Genomic DNA, 18,110 nt, shown 5'->3' with positions numbered 1-18,110 from the left:
CCGAAGTGATCGAAACCGCTGACCGGGAGACCCACCCCTGCCTAGGGTGATCAGGTGACTCAGTCTGCGTACTTCCGGTACCCGCACGTCCACGGCGAGTTGGTCGCCTTCACAGCAGAGGACGACGTCTGGATCGCACCGCTCGACGGCGGTCGCGCGTGGCGGGTCAGCGCCGACAACGTGCCCGTGCACCATCCGCGGATCTCCCCGGACGGCACCACGGTCGCCTGGACCTCCACCCGGGACGGCGCCCCCGAGGTGCACGTGGCGCCCGTCGACGGCGGCCCCTCCCGGCGGCTCACCCACTGGGGGTCCCCGCGCACCGCCGTCCGCGGCTGGACCGCGGACGGCCGGGTCCTCGCCCTCGCCACCCACGACCAGGCGAGCCTGCGCCGCAGCCTCGCCCGCGCGGTGCCCCTGGACGGCGGCCCCGCCGAGACCCTGCCGTACGGGCCGGTCGGCCACGTGGTGACCGGACCCGACGGCACGGTGGTGCTGCTCTCCGCCCCGATGGGCCGCGAGGCCGCCTGGTGGAAGCGGTACCGGGGCGGCACCGCCGGCAAGCTGTGGATCGACCGGGACGGCGACGGCGCCTTCGTCCGGCTCCACGAGGACCTCGACGGCAACGTCGAGTACCCCGTGTGGGCGGGGGAGCGGATCGCGTTCCTCTCCGACCACGAGGGCGTGGGCGCCCTGTACTCCTCCCTCGCCGACGGCGGCGACCTGCGCCGCCACACCCCCGTCGACGGCTTCTACGCCCGGCACGCCGCCGGCGACGGCACCCGGGTGGTGTACGCGAGCGCCGGCGAACTGTTCCTGCTGGACGACCTCTCCGACGCCGCCCCGCGCCGGTTGGACGTCCGCCTCGGCGGCCAGCGCACCGACCTCCAGCCCCACCCCGTCAGCGCGGCCCGCTGGTTCGGTGCCGCCCGGCCGGACCACACCGGCCGCGGCAGCGCCGTCTCCGTCCGCGGCTCGATCCACTGGGTCACCCACCGCGAGGGCCCCGCCCGGGTCCTCGCCGCCGCGCCCGGGGTGCGGGCCAGGATGCCGCGCACCTTCCGCGCGGACGGGGCCGAACACGTGGTGTGGGTCACCGACGCCGAGGGGGAGGACGCCCTGGAGTTCGCCCCCGCCACCGGCACCCCGGCCGAGCGGCAGGTCCCCGCGGCGGGGACGGCGCCGGAGGGGCCGACGCCCCACCGGATCGGCGCCGGCCGCCTCGGCCGGGTCCTCGACCTCGCCGTCGCCCCGGACGGCGCGCACGCCGCGGTCGCCTCCCACGACGGCCGGGTGCTGCTGCTCACCCGGGCCACCGGCGAGATCCGGGAACTCGACCGCAGCGAACACGGCGACGCCTCCGGGCTGACCTTCTCGCCCGACTCCGGTTGGCTCGCCTGGTCGCACCCCGGGCCCGAGCCGCTCTGCCAGCTCAAGCTCGCCCACCTCGCCGGCGGCACCGTCACCGAGGCCACCCCGCTGCGGTTCCGCGACTACGCCCCCGCCTTCACCGCGGACGGCAAGCACCTCGCGTTCCTCTCCGCCCGCGCCTTCGACCCCGTCTACGACGAGCACGTCTTCGACCTGGCGTTCCTCGGCGGCTCCCGCCCGCACCTGATCACGCTCGCCGCCGCCACCCCGTCCCCGTTCGGCCCGCAGCGCCACGGCCGGCCCTTCGAGGCCCCCGACAAGGACGAGACCCCGGACGGCGAGGGCACCCCCACCACCCGCGTGGACCTCGACGGGCTCGCCGACCGGATCGTCCCGTTCCCCGTCGAGTCCGGCCGCTACACCACCCTGCGCGCCGCCAAGGACGGCGTCCTGTGGCTGCGGCACCCGGTCGTCGGCGTCCTGGGCACCGCCCGCGCCACCCCCGACGACCCGTCCCCCAAGGCCGACCTGGAACGGTACGACCTCGCCCAGCGCCGGGTGGAGCACCTGGCCTCGGCCGCCGACCACTTCGCCGTCAGCGGCGACGGCAAGCGGGTGCTGCTCTGGACGGACGGCGTCCTCAAGGTCGTCCCCAGCGACCGGCGCGCCCCCTCCGAGGAGGACGGCGACACGCACCTCACCGTCGACCTCTCCCGCATCCGTCACCAGGTCGACCCGGCCGCCGAGTGGCGCCAGATGTACGCGGAGACCGGCCGGTTGATGCGCGACCACTTCTGGCGCGCCGACCTCGGCGGCGTCGAGTGGGACGCCGTCCTCGACCGCTACCGGCCCGTCCTCGACCGGATCGCCACCCACGACGACCTCGTCGACCTGCTGTGGGAGGTGCACGGCGAACTCGGCACCTCCCACGCCTACGTGGTCCCCGGCGGCGGCTGGGGCCACGGCGAGGCCCAGGGCCTGCTCGGCGCCGACCTGTCCCGCCACCCGGACGGGCACTGGCGGATCGACCGGGTGCTGCCCTCGGAGACCTCCGACCCGCGGGCCCGCTCCCCGCTGGCCGCCCCCGGCGTCGCGGTGCGCGCCGGCGACGCCGTGCTCGCCGTCGGCGGCCGGCCGGTCGACCCGGTCACCGGCCCCGCCCCGCTGCTCGCCGGCGCCGCCGGCAAACCGGTCGAACTGACCGTGCTGCCCGCCGCCGGCGGAACGCCCCGGCACGTGGTGGTGGTCCCGCTGGACGACGAGGAACCGCTGCGCTACCACGCCTGGGTCGCCGACCGGCGGGCCCGGGTCGCCGAACTCTCGGACGGGCGCCTCGGCTACCTCCACGTCCCCGACATGCAGGCACCCGGCTGGGCGCAGATCCACCGCGACCTACGGCTGGAGGTCATGCGGGAGGGACTGGTCGTGGACGTCCGGGAGAACCGCGGCGGCCACACCTCCCAACTCGTGGTGGAGAAGCTGGCCCGCCGGATCGTGGGCTGGAACCTGCCGCGCGGCCAGGTCCCGTCGAGCTATCCCCAGGACGCCCCGCGCGGTCCGGTGGTCGCCGTCGCCAACGAGTTCTCCGGCTCGGACGGCGACATCGTCAACGCCGCGATCCGGGCGCTCGGCATCGGACCGGTCGTCGGCACCCGCACCTGGGGCGGGGTCGTCGGCATCGACAGCCGCTACCGACTGGTGGACGGCACCCTCGTCACCCAACCCAAGTACGCCATCTGGTTGGAGGGGTACGGCTTCGCCGTGGAGAACCACGGCGTCGACCCGGACGTCGAGGTCGTCCCCACCCCGCAGGACCACGCGGCGGGCCGCGACCCGCAGTTGGACGAGGCGGTCCGCATCGCCCTGGCCGCCCTCGCCGAACGCCCGGCGAAGGTGCCCCCGTCCCTGCCGTGACCCGCCCGGGGGCGGCCCGGCCCGGGCCGCCCCCGATAGCATGCCCCCGTACCCGGCACCGCGTGCCGCACTGACCGCCCCGCGAGGAGACGTGAGCGACGTGACCGACCCGGCTGGAGCGCCGCAGGCCGACTGCCTGTTCTGCAAGATCGTGTCCGGGGACGTGCCTGCCACGATCGTCCGGGAGACCGCCACCACGGTCGCCTTCCAGGACATCAACCCCCAGGCCCCCACCCACGTCCTGGTCATCCCGCGCCTCCACCACCCCGACGCCGCCTCCCTCGCCGCCGCCGCGCCCGAGGTCGCCGCCGACGTGCTGCGGGAGGCCGGGGAGGTGGCCGCCGCCCACGGCTCCGAGAGCTACCGCATCGTCTTCAACACCGGCTCCGGCGCCGGCCAGACCGTCTTCCACGCCCACGCCCACGTGCTGGCCGGCCGCGGCCTCCAGTGGCCCCCCGGCTGAGCCGTGTCGGTCCGCGAACTCGTCGTCCTCGGCACGGCCAGCCAGGTGCCCACCCGGCACCGCAACCACAACGGCTACCTGCTGCGCTGGGACGGCGAGGGCATCCTGTTCGACCCCGGCGAGGGCACCCAGCGGCAGATGCTGCGCGCCGGGGTCGCCGCGCACGACATCAACCGGATCTGCGTCACCCACTTCCACGGTGACCACTCCCTCGGTCTCGCCGGGGTCATCCAGCGCATCAACCTGGACCGGGTCCCGCACCCCGTCACCTGCCACTACCCCGCCTCGGGGCAGCGGTACTTCGACCGGCTGCGCCACGCCACCGCCTACCGCGAGACGGTCCGCCTGACCGAGGCCCCCGCCGCCGCGGACGGCCTCCTGGCCGACCCCGGCCCGTACCGCCTGGAGACCCACCGGCTGTCGCACCCCGTCGAGTCGTACGGCTACCGCCTGGTGGAGCCGGACGGCCGCCGGATGCTGCCCGAACGCCTGGCCGCCCACGGAATCACCGGCCCCGACGTGGGCCGCCTGGTGCGGGCGGGCGAACTGCGGGGCGTCCACCTCGACGAGGTCAGCGAGGTCCGGCGCGGGCAGCGGTTCGCGTTCATCATGGACACCCGCCTGTGCCCCGGCGTCTCCGTCCTCGCCGAGGGCTGCGACCTGCTGGTCATCGAGTCCACCTTCCTCGCCGCCGACGAGGCCCTCGCCGTCGAGCACGGCCACCTGACCGCCGCGCAGGCCGCCCGGGCCGCCGCCGACGCCGGGGTGCGCCACCTGGTGCTGACCCACTTCAGCCAGCGCTACGGCGACCCCGACGCCTTCGCCGCGGAGGCCCGCGGCGCCGGCTACACCGGTGAACTGACGGTCGCCGCCGACCTGATGCGCATCCCGTTGCCCAAGCGCTGACCGGGCCCCGCCCGCCGTCCGCACTACGGTGGGTCCGCATGACGCACTCCGACACCGAGATCACCGCCGAGTTGATCCGGGACCTGCTGCACGACCAGCACCCCGACCTGGCCGACCGGCCGGTGCGCTTCGGCGCCCGCGGCTGGGACAACCAGCTGTGGCGCCTCGGCGAGGACCTCGCCGTCCGGCTGCCCTGGGCGACGGAGCACGCGGACGTCCTGCTCCGCCGGGAGCACGCCTGGCTGCCCGGCCTCGCCCCGCACCTCCCGCTGCCGGTGCCCGTGCCGCAGCGCCTTGGCGAACCCACCAGCCGCTTCCCCCGCCCCTGGACCGTCACCACCTGGGTGCCCGGCGAACCCGCCGACCGGGCGCCCGTGACCCGGGGCGCCGAAACCGCCGACGCCCTGGCCGGCTTCCTCACCGCCCTGCACCGGCCCGCCCCCGCCGACGCCCCCGTCGGGGGACACGGGCGCGGCGGGCCGCTGTCCGCCCTGACCGAGCCCTTCGCCGCGCAGTTCGAGGCCGCCCTCGCGGCCGGGCTGATCGAGGAGCGCGCTGCCCCGGCCCTGCGCGAGGTCTGGGCGGACGCCGTCGCCGCCCCCGCCTGGCCCGGGCCCGCGCTCTGGCTCCACGGCGACCTGCACCCCGCCAACGTCCTCACCGAGGACGGCACCCTCTGCGGCGTGATCGACTTCGGCGACCTCTGCTCCGGCGACCCGGCCTGGGACCTCGCCGCCGGCTGGCTGCTGCTCCCGGACGGCGCCCTCGACCGCTTCCACCGCGCGTACCGCCCCGTCCCGGACGGGGCCGCCCTTCGCCGCGCCCGCGGGGCGGCGCTGCTCAAGGCCCTCGTCTGCCTCCACGTCGGCGAGGCCGGCGTCCGGGGCCGCCCGGGCGGCAAGGCCAGTTGGGGCCCGCCCGGACGCGCCGCGCTGCGCCGGCTCGCGGCCTCCGTCCACTGAGCGGTCGGCCCGCTGGCCGTGGTCGCCGTGGTGCCGCTCCGCTACGGCGCCCAACTCCTGCCGGGCCACTGGTGGTTGCCGCACCTGCCGGTAGGGTGCCGCCGAGTGGTCGCTGCCGGCGGTCACGGTGTGGCGGTCCCGGCCCGGCGCAAGGCCGCCGGCCTGCTGGTTCCCCCGCGGGGCCGCCACCGGGAACGACCTCACGGTGCACGACGTCCGGGACCACCTGGTCCGGGACGAAAGGGGACGCGGTCCTCGCACTGCCGGAGGAGTCCGGTGTCGCCCACCCGCCGTCTGAACGCCCCGCGTGGCCCCGTCCCTCGGCAACCGGGGGAGAGGGCCACGCGGGAGGTCCGGCGTCAGCGGATCATGAACTCACGCACGGCGGGGTTCCCCGACCGGGTGCCGTAGTGGTCCAGGGCGGTCACCGTCAGCATGCACGGGCCGTTCCACGGCGGCTGCCAGGTGAGCGTGGCCGCCGTGCCCTGGGCCCGCTGCGGGTTCGAGGAACCGCAGGCACCCGAGAACTCCCACTGGTATCCGCCCAGCTTGCGGTTGACGTCGGCCGCGGCGGGTTTGACGTGGACGACGAACGGGCCGGTCCGGGGAGCGCCCTCGCGGTCGACGGTGAGCCGGGGCGGGCTCGGCGGCGTCGGGTGGACCGGGGTCTCCCGGTCCACGGTGACCGCCTCGGACGGCGCCCCTTCGCGACCCTGGGCGTCGACCGCCACCAGGTGGTAGTGGGTCCGACCGGCCTGCGCCGTGGCGTGCCGGGCGGTGCCCGCCCCGCCCGACGGGACCGTGGTGACGAGGGTCCACCCCTCGGTCGTGTTCCGCCGCTGGTAGAGCCGGAACCGGTGGGTGTCGGTCCCGTCCCCCGCCGCGTGGTCGAACGTGATCACGGTGGCCTCGTCCGTCGGCACCCCGCTCGTCGCCTTGGGAACCGGCAACTCGGCGGGGGCCGGCCGAGCGGCCCTGGTGACCGCGACCGGCGAGGAGTTGCCGTACGCGTCGACCGCGTGCACCCGGTACTCGACCTCCTGTCCCACGGGGGCGGCGGCGTCGTGGTACGAGGTGCCCTTGACGACCGCCAGCCCGTTCGGCACGTCCGGGGCGCCCGCCCGGGACGAACGGACGGCGTAGTGCACCGTGTCACCGGAGGCGGAAGCGGTCCACGAGACCCGGTTGCCCGCCGTGGTCCCGGTGCTCGAAAGCCCGGTGACGGGTGCGGGCGGGGTCCGGTCCACGGTGACGGCGCCGCGGTCGGCGGTGCCCGCCGACCGGTTGCCCGCCTTGTCATAGGCGCGGACCTCGTAGAAGTAGGTGCGGCCGGTCGCGGGCGGGGTGTCCGTGTACGAGGTGGCGGTGGTGGTGACGAGCGCGCGGGAAGGGAACGCCTCGCCCGCGACCCGCCGGTGGACGCGGTACCCGGCGAGGTCCATCTCCTTGTTCTTCGCCCAACTGATCCGTGCCTTGCCCGAGGTCCGGTCGTACCTGACCGCGGGGCTCGTGGGCACCAGCGGCTTGACCCGGTCCACCTGCGCCGAGGTGCGGGGCGCGTAGCCGAACCCGACCTTCGCGGGCCCCGTCCGGTTGACGAGGTCGACCCGCAGGGTGTGCTTGCCCTTGGGGACCGTGACGTTGACCGTCTTCCGCCGGGTGGCGGAGTCGCTGTTCCAGAGGTCCACCTTGCGGGCCCCGTCCAGGTACACGCGGACGCCACCGCGTGCTTCGACGGAGAACGAGAACGGGCCGCCGGAGCCGAAGTCACGTGTCACCGTCCAGCGGACCGCGAACCTGTCCTTCGGCAGGCCCCGCGCGGGCGAACCGGACCAGCTCTCCTTGACGGAGCCGTCACAGTCCGTCCTCTTCGGCTGCCCGGTGAAGCCGGCGCCGGCGAAGAACTGGCGGGTGAAGACGGGGGAGGGACAGTTCGGCGCGGCGGCGGCGGGCGCCGCCGGGACGACGGCGGTGAGCAGTCCGCCCGCCATCGCGAACACCACGGCGGTCGCCGTCGTGGTGCGTCTTGCAGGATTCATTCGTGCCCCGGTGATGAACGGTTGGGTGATCCGCCGCCGTGTCGGTGCCGGATCACCCGGGCACGGTGCCCGGTCCGGTCCCGACGCGACGGATCGATGTCCTGGACCAGACCGGCGAGGAGGTCGGTTGGTTGTAGAGGGCACCGGGAAGGCCCCGATCGTCGTCGGTGCGGGGCCCTCTGCCGCCGACGGCCGAAGGCCCCGCCCGGGAGACCGTCCCGGCCCCTCTCCCCGTGCCGAAGGTATGGCGTAAAGAGGCCCCTCCGCACGGGTTCACGAACTGGTACAGACCAAGTAACTTCAACAGGGCAGGCGCATGCCGGCGAGGTCCCTCGCCGCTCGCCCGGCGGGCCCGTGACCGTGCTCCGAACCGCTCCAACGCATTCCGGTCCCGGGAGTCCGGCCCCACCCGGTCCCGCCCGGGCACCGCACGGCAGCACGGCCGCACGTGAGAACGAGGCAACGCACCGCACGGCCATCGCACCGCACGACCGCGCACCGCAGATCGGCCGACGCCGAAGCCCGGCGTCAGCCGGTGCGGTGCCGCCGAGGGCGACCGCCCCCCGAGCTCCGCACCGGCCGCCCGAACCGGCCCCACCGGATCCACCCGGCCCCACACCGGGTCGATCCGGTGCGGCCGGCTTACCGCCCGCCCCACCCCTCCCAGCGTCCAGGCCGAACGCCCAGCTCCTCCCCCCTCCTCCCACACCCACAGGGGAGCCCATGTTCCGCAGACGAACCCGCACCGCACGCAGACCCGGCGTCCGCCGGATCCTCCGCCGCCAGGGAGCGCGGCTCCGCGCCGCCGCCCACGCGCTCGTCCGCACCCTCGCACCGCCGCCCACCGGCCCCGCCCACCGGCCCGGGCGCCCCGGAGCCCGCGCCCGGCGCAGGCTGCTCGTGGTCCTCGCCGTGCTCGCGCTGCCGCTCGCCTCGCTGACCGGGCTGGCCGGGACCGCCCAAGCCGCCGGCACCCTCACCGCCAGCTTCAGCAGCGAGAACAACGGTTCCTGGTGGCGGGGCACGTACGTGATCCGCAACACCGGCACCGCGCCCGTCACCGGCTGGAACCTGAGCTTCCGACTTCCCGCCGGGGTCACCGTCAGCGGGCACTACCACGGGGACGCCACGGTCAACGGCACCACGGTGACCGTCAAGAACGCGCACTACAACGCCACCGTGCCGGCCGGCGGCACCAGCGAACCGTGGAGCTACTGGTTCATCGCCAACGGGCCGATCGGCGCGCCCACCGGCTGCACCGTCAACGGCGACAAGTGCGACGGCACCCCGGACGTGCCGCCCACCGCGCCCGGCGCCCCCACGGCGGCCGCCGTCACCGCCAGGACCGCCACCCTGAACTGGACCGCCGCCCGCGGTGGGGACCACCCGGTGGCCTCGTACGAGGTGGTGAGCGCAGGCGCCGTCCTCGCCACCACCGACAGCGTGGGCGCCACCCTCACCGGGCTGACCCCGGCGACGGGGTACACGGTCACCGTCCGGGCCAAGGACGCCCGGGGCAACACCGGCCCCGCCAGCGACCCGTTCACCTTCCGCACCGTCGACCCCGCGACCGACCCCGTACCGCCCACCGCGCCGACCCAACTCCGGCTCACCAGCAAGACCTCCTCCGCGGTGGTCCTCGCCTGGAACGCGTCCACCGACGACGTGGCCGTCGCCGGCTACGACGTCCGCCGGGGCGACGCGCTGGTGAAGACGGTCGGCGCCACGACCACCACCGTCACCATCGCGGGGCTCGCCCCGGCCACCCCCTACACCTTCACCGTCACGGCCCGCGACACCGCCGACAACTCCTCCCCGGCGTCCGACGCCCTGCGCGTCACCACCGACGACGTGGCGGGGACGGGCAACTACTACAAGGTCGGCTACTTCGCCCAATGGGGCATCTACGGACGGCAGTTCTTCATCAAGAACCTCGACACCTCGGGGGCCGCCGCCAAACTCGACGTCGTCAACTACGCCTTCGAGAACGTCGACCCCGTCAACCTGACCTGCCAGGCGGGCGTCACCAAGGGCGTCTCCGGGAACCCGCAGGACCCCGACGAGGGCACCGGCGCCGGTGACGCGGACGCCGACTACGCGCGGCCCATGTCCGCCGCCCAGTCGGTGGACGGCGTGGCGGACGACGGCTGGGGGAAGCTGCGCGGCAACTTCAACCAGATCAAGAAGCTCAAGGCCAAGCACCCGCACCTGAAGTTCGTCGTGTCGCTCGGCGGCTGGACGTTCTCCAAGTACTTCGCCGACGCGGCCGCCACCCCCGCCTCCCGGGAGAAGTTCGTGCGGTCCTGCGTGGACGTCTGGATCAAGGGCGACCTCCCCGTCTACAACGGCGCGGGCGGCCCGGGCACCGGCGCCGGGGTCTTCGACGGCATCGACCTCGACTGGGAGTGGCCGGGCGCCGAAGGGCACCCCGGCAACCACTGGGGTGCCGCCGACAAGGCCAACCTCACCGCACTGATCGCCGAGTTCCGCAAGCAGCTCGACGCACTCGGCGGCGAGCACAGGCTGCTCACCGCGTTCACCCCCGCCGACCCCGCGAAGATCCAGGCCGGCTGGGACCTGACGAAGATCTTCGACCACCTCGACTACGCCAACGTCCAGGGCTACGACTTCCACGGCTCCGGCAGCGACAACTCCTGGGAACCCCTCCGCACCGGCCACCAGGCCAACCTGCACCGGGACGCCCAGGACCCGTACGCCTTCGACTTCAGCATCGAGAAGGCCGTCCAGACCTACCTCGACGCCGGGGTCAACCCGCGGAAGCTGACCGTGGGCTTCCCGTTCTACGGGCGCGGCTGGAAGGGCGTCGCCAGCGGCCCGACCGGGACCAACGGCGAGTGGCAGGCCGCGAACGGCGCCGCCCCGGGACAGTTCCCGGAGGAGGCCGGCATCCGGGGCTACCACAACCTCGTCAGCAACCACCCCCACATGACCGTCCACCACGACGAACAGTCCGTCTCCACCTACGGGTACACCGGCCCCGGCGGCCAGTGGTGGTCCTTCGACGACGCCTGGTCCATCGGCAAGAAGGCCGAGTGGATCCGGGCCAAGGGACTGCTGGGCGCCATGGTCTGGGAGCTGTCCGGCGACACCCCGGACGGAACCCTGATGAACGCCCTCCACACCGGGCTCCCGTAGGCGCCCCGGGCCCGCCGCCCTCCGGTCGACCCCACCGAACCGCCACCCCCCACCAAGGCCCCGGGCCGGCGCACCGCCGCCGGCCCGGGGCCGCCCCCGTGCGCAGCGCCGCCGCCCCTCCCGCGGGATCGCCCGACCGTGCCGCCCCATCGGGCACACTGGCCTGAACCCGCACCATTCAGGGGAGCACAACGTGAGCACGCACACCGGAGAGCCACCGCAGGGACCCCGTACGACCGCGCAGCCGTCGTCGCCCCACCCCGAACAGGAAGACGCCGCCGGGGCCGCGTTGGAGCAGCGGGACCCCCGGGTCCGCCCCCGTCCCCGGCACGATCCGCTCGCCGCCCTGCGCACCCCGAAGGACCCGCCCCGGGACGTCTACCTGACGGGGCCGGTCTCCCTCGACATCATCTTCACCGGACTCGACTGCGCCCCCGTCCGCGGCACCGAGTCCTGGGCCCGCGGCATGGGCTCCAGCCCCGGCGGCGTCGCCAACATGGCCACCGCCCTGGCCCGGCTCGGCCTGCGCACCTCGCTCTCCGCCGCCTTCGGCGACGACCACTACGGCGAGTACTGCTGGGACGCCCTCGCCCGCGGCGAGGGCGTCGACCTGGCCCCCTCCCGCCGGGTCCCCGGCTGGCACTCCCCGGTCACCGTCTCCATGGCCTACGAGGGCGAGCGCACCATGGTGTCCCACGCCCACGAGCCCCCGCCCGCCGCCGGGGCCGCCGACCCGCACCGGGGCCCCGCGACCCCGGCCCGGGCCGCCGTCGCCTCCCTCGCCCCCGGCACCCGCGAGCCCTGGATCGGGGCCGCCGCCCGCGCCGGGACCCGCCTGTTCGGCGACGTCGGCTGGGACGAGACGGGCCGCTGGGACCTGGACGCGCTGCCCGACCTCGCGCACTGCGAGGCGTTCCTGCCCAACGCGGCGGAGGCGATGCGCTACACCCGCACCAACTGCCCCCGTGCCGCCGCCCACGCCCTCGCCGAGCGGGTGCCGGTCGCCGTCGTCACCCTCGGCGCCCAGGGCGCCTACGCCGTCGACGGACGCACCGGGGAGACCGCACAGGTTCCCGCCATCGAGGTCGAGGCGCTGGACCCGACCGGCGCCGGCGACGTGTTCGTCGCCGGCTTCGTCACCGGCACCCTCGCGGGCTGGCCGCTCGCCGACCGGGTGGCCTTCGCCGGGCTCACCGCCGCCCTGTCCGTCCAGGAGTTCGGCGGCTCGCTCTCCGCCCCCGGCTGGACCGAGGTCGCCGCCTGGTGGCGCCGGGTGCGCGGCTACGGCCCCCAGGACCCGGCCGCCCTGGCCCGCTACGCCTTCCTCGACGAACTGGACCCCCCGCTGCCGGCCACCGCCCGCCCCTGGCCGCTGCGGCGCGCGGTGCCCACCATCGGCTTCCGTGCCCCCGGGTGACCCCGCCCCGAGCGGGCACCGGGAAAAGGGCTCGGTGCCCGCTCGGGGGGCGTCGTACCCTGGGCAGTGCACAGGCGCGCCGCACCACGCCGCGCCACCGCACGAGGAGGACGAGCAGGCCACAGCGCCGGCCCATGACGCACACACCCACAGACCACGCCTCGGCACCGGGCCCGGCCCGCGCCCGGTTCGCCGTTCCGGCCAAGCACCCCATGGTCACCGTGCTCGGTTCCGGGGACTCCCTGCTGCGCGTGATCGAGAAGGCATTCCCGGCCGCCGACATCCACGTCCGCGGCAACGAGATCAGCGCCGTCGGCGACCCCGGTGAAGTCGCCCTGATCCAGCGCCTGTTCGACGAGATGATGCTGGTGCTCCGCACCGGGCAACCGATGACGGAGGACGCGGTGGAACGCTCGATCGCCATGCTCAGGGCGAGTGAGAACGGCGAGGGGGAAGGAGCGGAGACCCCGGCCGAGGTCCTGACCCAGAACATCCTCTCCTCCCGGGGCCGCACCATCCGCCCCAAGACCCTCAACCAGAAGCGCTACGTCGACGCCATCGACAAGCACACCGTGGTCTTCGGCATCGGCCCGGCGGGCACCGGCAAGACCTATCTGGCCATGGCCAAGGCCGTGCAGGCCCTCCAGTCCAAGCAGGTCAACCGGATCATCCTGACCCGCCCCGCGGTGGAGGCCGGCGAGCGTCTCGGCTTCCTGCCCGGCACCCTCTACGAGAAGATCGACCCGTATCTGCGGCCCCTCTACGACGCGCTGCACGACATGCTGGATCCGGATTCGATTCCCAGGCTGATGGCCGCTGGGACCATCGAAGTGGCGCCTCTCGCCTATATGCGGGGTCGTGCACAGCCGATCTTCACCAAGGTGCTCACCCCTGAGGGATGGCGCGCCATCGGTAGCCTCCGCGTCGGTGACCTGGTGGTCGGCTCGAACGGCGAACCCACTCCGGTGCTTGGTGTCTATCCCCAGGGAGAGAAGGACATCTACCGAGTGACCGCGCAGGACGGCTCGTGGACCCTGTGCTGCGGTGAGCACCTGTGGACCGTGCGCACGGCCTCCGACCGCCGGCGTGACAAGCCCTGGCGGGTCTTGGAGACCAAGGAGATGATCGGCAACCTCCGGGCCGCGCACGCGCGCCGCTACGAGCTGCCGCTGCTGACCTCCCCGGTCCGGTTTCCGGAGCGTCCGGTTCCCATGGACCCCTACGCCTTGGGTCTGCTGTTGGGCGACGGCTGCCTCACGGGTACGACGACCCCGTCGTTCTCCACGGCTGATCCCGAACTCGTGGAGGCTTTGGAGGCCGCGTTGCCCGGGGTGTCGGTCCGCCACCGAGGCGGCCCCGACTACGTCCTCAACCGGGTCGCCTCCCCGGGGGACGTGATCACCCTGGAGAATCCGGTCACGGCCGTGCTCCGGCAGTTGGACCTGTGGGGCAGCCGCTCCCACACGAAGTGCGTCCCGGACGACTACCTCCAGAACACCCCCGAGGTCCGGATCGCGCTTCTCCAGGGGCTCCTCGACTCGGACGGGGGACCGGTCACCCAGTCCGACCGTACGTGCCGCGTCCAGTACACGACCACGTCCATCGTGCTGCGGGACGACGTCATCGGCCTGGTGCAGTCGCTGGGCGGGGTGGCCTACACCCGCCGCCGGGCGGCTACCGGACGCCGACCCGGTCGGGCGTCCGGTCGTCCTGTCGAGCACCGACGGGACGCGCACATCGTCGACATCCGGCTACCGGAGGGTATCGAGCCCTTCCGGCTGCGCCGCAAGGCCGAGAAGTACGCCGCCACGGGTGGCGGCCGTCCGATGCGATTCATCGACTCCATCGAGCCAGCGGGCCGCGAGGAGGCGGTGTGCATCCAGGTGGCGGCAGAGGACTCCCTGTACGTCACCGAGAACTACCTGCTGACGCACAACACCCTCAACGACGCCTTCATCATCCTGGACGAGGCGCAGAACACCAACCCCGAGCAGATGAAGATGTTCCTCACCCGGCTCGGCTTCGACTCCAAGATCGTCATCACCGGTGACGTCACCCAGGTCGACCTCCCGAGCGGGACCAAGTCCGGGCTGCGGCAGGTGCAGGAGATCCTGGACGGGGTCGAGGACGTCCACTTCTCCCGGCTCACCTCCCAGGACGTGGTCCGGCACCGGCTGGTCGGCCGTATCGTCGACGCGTACGAGAAGTACGACCACGCGAACAGCACCGAGCACGGCCCTGACCGCGGTCCCCGTCCGGGCCGCGGCGGTCGAGGGAAGTAGACCGGCACCACCATGGCGATCGACGTCAACAACGAATCCGGCACCGAGGTCGACGAGCACGCGATCCTCGACATCGCGCGCTACGCGCTCGCCCGGATGCGCATCCACCCCCTGTCCGAACTGTCCGTGATCGTCGTCGACGCCGACGCCATGGAACAGCTGCACGTCCAGTGGATGGACCTGCCCGGGCCCACCGACGTCATGTCCTTCCCGATGGACGAGCTGAGGCCGCCCTCCAAGGACGACGAGGAGCCCCCGCAGGGGCTGCTCGGGGACATCGTGCTCTGCCCCGAGGTCGCCGAGAGGCAGGGGCGCGAGGCCCCCACCCGGCACACCATGGACGAGGAGCTGCAACTCCTCACCGTCCACGGGGTGCTGCACCTGCTCGGCTACGACCACGAGGAGCCGGACGAGAAGGCCGAGATGTTCGGCCTCCAGGCGGCCATCGTCGACGGCTGGCGCCAGGAGAAGGGCCACACCGGCCCGTCGCCCGCGCCCACGGTCTCCTGAACCGATGAGCGTCCCCCTCGTCCTCGGCGCGGTCCTGCTGGTCGTCGTGGCGTGGCTCGCCGCCTGCGCCGAGGCGGGCCTCGCCCGGGTGTCCAGCTTCCGCGCCGAGGAGGCCGTGCGCGGCGGCCGGCGCGGCGCGGCGAAGCTGGTGCAGGTCGCCGCCGACCCCACCCGGTACCTGAACGTGGCCCTGCTGGTGCGGGTGGCCTGCGAGATGGCCGCCGCCGCCCTGGTCACCTACGCCTGCCTCCAGGAGTTCGACCGGACCTGGGAGGCGCTGCTCCTCGCGATCGGCGTGATGGTCCTGGTGTCGTACGTGGCGGTCGGCGTCTCGCCCCGCACCATCGGACGGCAGCACCCGGTGACCACGGCGACCCTGGCCGCCTACGTGCTGGTGCCGCTGGCCCGGGTGATGGGCCCGATCCCCTCGCTGCTGATCCTCATCGGCAACGCGCTCACCCCCGGCAAGGGCTTCCGGCGAGGCCCGTTCGCCTCCGAGGCGGAGCTGCGGGCGCTGGTCGACCTCGCCGAGAAGGAGTCGCTGATCGAGGCGGAGGAGCGCCGGATGGTGCACTCCGTGTTCGAACTGGGCGACACCCTGGTGCGGGAGGTGATGGTGCCGCGCACCGACCTCGTCGTCATCGAACGGTGGAAGACCATCCGCCAGGCACTCACACTGGCGCTGCGCTCCGGGTTCTCGCGCATCCCGGTCACCGGGGAGAACGAGGACGACGTCGTGGGCGTCGTCTACCTGAAGGACCTGGTCCGCAAGACGCACATCAGCCGGGACGCCGAGGCGGAGCTGGTGTCCACGGCGATGCGGCCGGCGGTGTTCGTCCCCGACACCAAGAACGCGGGCGACCTGCTGCGCGAGATGCAGCAGGCGCGCAACCACGTCGCCGTCGTCATCGACGAGTACGGGGGGACGGCGGGGATCGTCACCATCGAGGACATCCTGGAGGAGATCGTCGGGGAGATCACCGACGAGTACGACCGGGAGCTGCCGCCGGTGGAGGTCCTCGGGGACGGCCGCCACCGGGTGACCTCCCGCCTCGACATCGGCGACCTCGGCGAGTTGTACGGGCTGGAGGCGTACGACGACGAGGACGTGGAGACGGTCGGCGGGCTGCTCGCCAAGGCCCTGGGCCGGGTGCCCATCGCCGGGGCCCACGCCGCGGTGACGCTGCCGGACGGTCGGCGGCTGCGGCTGACCGCGGAGACGGCCACCGGTCGCCGCAACAAGATCGTCACGGTGCTGGTGGAGCCGGAGGGGGAGGGGCCCCGGTGACGCCGGGTCGGCTGCGGGCGCTGTGCCTGTCGTTCAACGCGGCCGTCGAGGAGTTCCCATTCGGTCCCGACACCCCCGTCTACAAGGTGCGGGGCAGGATGTTCGCCCTGATCCGGCCCGACCGGCGGCCGCTCACCGTGAACCTGAAGTGCGACCCCGAGGACGCGGTGCGGCTGCGCGCCGACCACCCCGGGGTGGTGCTCCCCGGCTACCACATGAACAAGCGGCACTGGAACACGGTGACCGTCGGGGAGCTGCCCGCCCGGCAGGTGCGGGAGCTGGTCGAGGACTCCTACGACCTGGTGGTGGCCGGCTTGCCGCGGGCCGAACGACTGCGGCTGGACCGCCCGTAGCCCGGGGCGACGGGCCGCCTAAGCTGGGGGCATGAGTGAGAGCGAACTGGGCGCCGAGGACCGCAAGATCGTGACCCTGGCGCGTTCCGCGCGGGCCCGCAACGGGGTGGCCGAGGGGGCCGCCGTGCGGGACGAGAACGGTCGGACGTACGTGGCGGGGACGGTGGCGCTGCCCTCGCTGGGGTTGAGCGCGCTGCGCACCGCGGTGGCGATGGCCGTCGCCTCCGGCGCGACCTCCCTGGAGGCCGCCGCGGTGGTGACCGAGGCCGGGGGCGCCCCGGACGAGGACCTGGCCGCGGTCCGCGACCTCGCCGGCGCCGGCACCCCGGTGCACCTGGCCGGCCCGGACGGCGTCCTGCGCCGCACCGTCACCGCCTGAGCGGCGTCCGCGCCCGCCGGGCGGCGGGCTGGGTGCGGCGGGGCCCCGCCGATCGGGGACAATGGGCACCATGAGCGTCCGTACCCCGTCATCCGAGCCCGCCGAGGCCACCCACCGGTCTGGCTTCGCCTGCTTCGTGGGGCGGCCCAACGCGGGCAAGTCCACCCTCACGAACGCCCTGGTCGGCCAGAAGGTGGCGATCACCTCCAACCGGCCGCAGACCACCCGGCACACCGTCCGGGGCATCGTGCACCGCCCGGACGCCCAGCTGGTGCTGGTGGACACCCCGGGCCTGCACAAGCCCCGGACGCTCCTCGGCCAGCGCCTGAACGACGTGGTCCGCACCACCTGGGCCGAGGTGGACGTGATCGGCTTCTGCCTGCCGGCGGACCAGAAGCTGGGCCCGGGCGACCGCTTCATCGCCAAGGAACTCTCGGAGATCAAGCGGACGCCCAAGGTGGCGATCGTCACCAAGACCGACCTGGTGGACCCCAAGACCCTCGCCGAGCAGCTCATCGCCGTGGACCAGCTGGCCAAGGAGCTGGGCTTCGAGTGGGCGGAGATCGTGCCGGTGTCCGCGGTCGGCGACCGACAGGTCGACCTCCTCGCCGACCTGCTGGTCCCGCTGCTGCCGAAGGGCCCCGCCCTGTACCCGGAGGGCGACCTCACCGACGAGCCCGAGCAGGTCATGGTCGCCGAGCTGATCCGCGAGGCGGCGCTGGAGGGCGTGCGGGACGAGCTGCCGCACTCGATCGCCGTGGTCGTCGAGGAGATGCTCCCCCGCGAGGACCGTCCCGCCGACCGCCCGCTGCTCGACATCCACGCCTTCGTCTACATCGAGCGGCCCAGCCAGAAGGGCATCGTCATCGGCCCCAAGGGCAAGCGGCTCAAGGAGGTCGGGATCAAGTCCCGCAAGCAGATCGAGGCGCTGCTCGGCACCCCGGTCTTCCTGGACCTGCACGTGAAGGTGGCCAAGGACTGGCAGCGCGACCCGCGCCAGCTCCGCAAGCTCGGCTTCTGACCCCCGCCGGCCGGGTCGGGGACGCCTTCGCGTCCCCGACCCGGCCGGC

The 18,110-nt window shown here is 74.1% G+C and carries 13 protein-coding genes; 12 read left to right on the top strand and 1 reads right to left on the bottom strand.

Translation table 11 applies throughout. The features are described from left to right. Positions 1–54: 54 nt before the first annotated feature. The 4 genes from ACSMX9_RS07260 (at position 55) to ACSMX9_RS07245 (ending at position 5,616) form a co-directional block, all read left to right on the top strand. Entirely contained in the window at positions 55–3,285 is a 3,231-nt protein-coding gene (locus ACSMX9_RS07260) for a S41 family peptidase (protein WP_445400924.1), read from the top strand. Positions 3,286–3,385: 100 nt separating this feature from the next. After that, entirely contained in the window at positions 3,386–3,748 is a 363-nt protein-coding gene (locus ACSMX9_RS07255) for an HIT domain-containing protein (RefSeq protein WP_366117210.1), read from the top strand. Positions 3,749–3,751: 3 nt separating this feature from the next. Further along, positions 3,752–4,654: a ribonuclease Z gene (locus tag ACSMX9_RS07250; RefSeq protein ID WP_445400922.1), complete on the top strand. Its 903-nt coding sequence runs from the start codon at positions 3,752–3,754 to the stop codon at positions 4,652–4,654. 38 nt (positions 4,655–4,692) lie between these two features. After that, on the top strand, positions 4,693–5,616 hold the full coding sequence (locus ACSMX9_RS07245) for an aminoglycoside phosphotransferase family protein (RefSeq protein WP_445400920.1): 924 nt from the start codon (positions 4,693–4,695) through the stop codon (positions 5,614–5,616). A gap of 359 nt (positions 5,617–5,975) precedes the next feature. On the opposite strand, the gene ACSMX9_RS07240 is transcribed toward ACSMX9_RS07245, so the two are convergent. Next, a complete protein-coding gene (locus ACSMX9_RS07240; protein ID WP_445400918.1) occupies positions 5,976–7,655 on the bottom strand; it encodes a PA14 domain-containing protein in 1,680 nt (559 codons plus the stop codon). Between the two features lie 723 nt (positions 7,656–8,378). Here ACSMX9_RS07240 and ACSMX9_RS07235 point away from each other — a divergent pair. From ACSMX9_RS07235 to era, 8 genes are all read left to right on the top strand, one after another. Continuing rightward, entirely contained in the window at positions 8,379–10,811 is a 2,433-nt protein-coding gene (locus ACSMX9_RS07235; protein WP_445400916.1) for a glycosyl hydrolase family 18 protein, read from the top strand. Positions 10,812–11,100: 289 nt separating this feature from the next. Next, on the top strand, positions 11,101–12,228 hold the full coding sequence (locus ACSMX9_RS07230) for a carbohydrate kinase family protein (RefSeq protein WP_445402922.1): 1,128 nt from the start codon (positions 11,101–11,103) through the stop codon (positions 12,226–12,228). 134 nt (positions 12,229–12,362) lie between these two features. Continuing rightward, on the top strand, positions 12,363–14,510 hold the full coding sequence (locus tag ACSMX9_RS07225) for a PhoH family protein (protein WP_445400914.1): 2,148 nt from the start codon (positions 12,363–12,365) through the stop codon (positions 14,508–14,510). Between the two features lie 12 nt (positions 14,511–14,522). Then, on the top strand, positions 14,523–15,020 hold the full coding sequence (ybeY, locus tag ACSMX9_RS07220; protein WP_351238646.1) for an rRNA maturation RNase YbeY: 498 nt from the start codon (positions 14,523–14,525) through the stop codon (positions 15,018–15,020). Positions 15,021–15,024: 4 nt separating this feature from the next. Further along, complete coding sequence (locus tag ACSMX9_RS07215; protein ID WP_351238644.1) at positions 15,025–16,308, top strand: hemolysin family protein; 1,284 nt, start codon at positions 15,025–15,027, stop codon at positions 16,306–16,308. After that, positions 16,305–16,661, top strand: a complete 357-nt coding sequence (locus ACSMX9_RS07210; RefSeq protein WP_445400912.1) for an MmcQ/YjbR family DNA-binding protein — start codon at positions 16,305–16,307, stop codon at positions 16,659–16,661. Before ACSMX9_RS07215 ends, ACSMX9_RS07210 begins: the two co-directional genes overlap by 4 nt. Before the next feature lie 31 nt (positions 16,662–16,692). Beyond that, the gene (locus ACSMX9_RS07205) at positions 16,693–17,040 is read left to right on the top strand and encodes a cytidine deaminase (protein ID WP_351238640.1); all 348 of its coding nucleotides are present in this window, start codon (positions 16,693–16,695) and stop codon (positions 17,038–17,040) included. A gap of 61 nt (positions 17,041–17,101) precedes the next feature. Next, a complete protein-coding gene (gene era, locus ACSMX9_RS07200; RefSeq protein WP_351238638.1) occupies positions 17,102–18,061 on the top strand; it encodes a GTPase Era in 960 nt (319 codons plus the stop codon). Positions 18,062–18,110 lie beyond the last annotated feature (49 nt).

The organism is Streptomyces sp. LE64, from assembly GCF_052606915.1.
This window is presented reverse-complemented; position numbering and strand designations above follow the sequence as displayed.